The following is a 1,868-nucleotide window of genomic DNA, read 5'->3' on the forward strand; positions in this document are numbered from 1 at the left end:
TGACTCCGCGCCGCTGAGGACATACTGGTTGTTCTCGGGAATGCCGACCAGAACGACCCGGCCGCCGATGCGCGCACAGCGTGCGGCATGCTCGAAGCCGTGCGAGGAGTCGGTCGCTTCGATGACGAGATCGACGCCGCGGCCTTCGGTGGCTTCACCGACCTCGGCGAAGCTGCGGCAGGCAACATCCGCACCGAGGTCGCACGCCAGTGCCGTGCGCTGCTCGACAGGGTCGATCGCGATGATCTTGCCGCTACCCGCGAGCCGCGCCAGCTGCACCAGCAGCAGTCCCACCGGCCCGCAGCCGAGCACCGCCACGGTCTCCTGAAGCCGCGGTCGCGCCAGATCCATGGCATGGATCGCGACACCGAGCGTCTCCAGGATCGCCGCGCCGGCGGGATCGATGCTGTCAGGCACCACATGCACGGCGGATTTCGGCACGCAGACGAATTCGGCCATGGCCCCGTTGTGGGGCGCGTAACCCAGGAATTTCACATTGGGGCAGAGATTGGTGTGACCGCGGTGACACCATTCGCAATGGCCGCAGGGAATGGAAGGATCGACCGCCACCAACGCGTCGGCCGAGAACCCCGCTTTTCGCGCCGAGTCCGGCGTGAGGACACCCGAGAACTCATGGCCCAGGACGAACGGCCTGACTTGGGTCGGGCCAGTTGTTCCGCCCTCGAGATAGGAATGCAAATCGCTGCCGCAAACGCCGACAGCCTTGACGCGGATGATGAGCTCGTCCTCCGCGAGCGGCTTCGGCTCGGGGATATCGAGGACGCGGATGTCACGAATGTCCTGGAGCACCGCAGCGCGCATGTCGACGCCATCCTTCTGAGCAATTGTCTCTCCTATATTACATATGTAACATCGAGGTGACAAATGCTTTTGCACGCCTTTCGGCACGCGCGTGGGCTATCGCGCACTCGGTGCCGAAGGCGCCGGAGCCCCTCTCCGTTGCGAGAATGCGGCTATTTTTGCTTGTCGATCAGTTTCAGCGCGGCGACGGCGGTGTTCTCGTCCGTCACCAGCACCTTGCCGATCCGGCCGCGCAGCACCGCGGCGATGATCGGCGCCTTGTTGAGCCCCCCGGCGATCAGCATTGACGTCGGCACGCGCGCCAGCTTCTCGAGCGGCAGCGCAATGGCGCGGCTGTTGATGCCGTGATCTATGGGCCGGCCGGTCTTGTCGAGAAACTGCGCCAGGACGTCGCCGACGGCGCCTGCCGCCCGCAGATGCTCGGCACGAACGTCCGGCGGCAGCCCATGCCGCATCAGCAGCGAGCGCGGCGTCAGATCTCCCATGCTCAACAGCGCTAGATCGATCTTCTCAACGCTGTTCAGCACCTCCTGATAGACCTCCTGGGCCAGGAAGGTGTCGCGCGAGCGCCGGCTGCTGACAAAGATCGGGGCGGCCAGATAGCTGCACTGGGCGTGCAGCCGGTGCGCTAGCTCACCCGCAATCTCGAAGGTGTTGAGCTCGAGTCCACGCGACAGGCCCCCCATCATGGAGACGATGGAGAGTTCGGGATAGTCCGCCGGCGTGACGTAACGGATGGTCTCACGCAAGGTCGCGCCCCAGCCGATACCGATGATGCGCGGCCGCTTCTGTTCGAGGAATTTCGATAAATACGCGCCCGCCGCCATCCCGATCAGGCTGCCGACCTGCTCGGGATTCTCCGGGCTCGGGATGACGACCGCGTCCTCGAGACCGCATTCCCGGCGCAAGCGATGCTCCAGCTCCGTGCAGCTCGCAAAGGCGGAGTTGAGGCGGATGTTGACGATACCGGTCTGCCGGGCATCCGACAGCATGCGATTGACGCGGGCGCGGGTCAGCCCCAGCCGCTCGCCGATCTCGGCCTGGGT

Annotated in this window: 2 protein-coding genes; both read right to left on the minus strand. The window is 65.3% G+C overall.

From position 1 onward, the window contains the following. A partial coding sequence (locus GGD66_RS41025; RefSeq protein WP_183262269.1) for a zinc-binding dehydrogenase occupies positions 1 to 822 on the minus strand: 822 nt, incomplete at its 3' end. A gap of 152 nt (positions 823 to 974) precedes the next feature. Continuing rightward, positions 975 to 1,868: sugar-binding transcriptional regulator (locus tag GGD66_RS41030; RefSeq protein WP_183262271.1), on the minus strand; the 894-nt coding region annotated here is incomplete at its 5' end.

Origin of the sequence: Bradyrhizobium sp. CIR48 (assembly GCF_014198315.1) — a bacterium.
Taxonomy (GTDB): domain Bacteria; phylum Pseudomonadota; class Alphaproteobacteria; order Rhizobiales; family Xanthobacteraceae; genus Bradyrhizobium.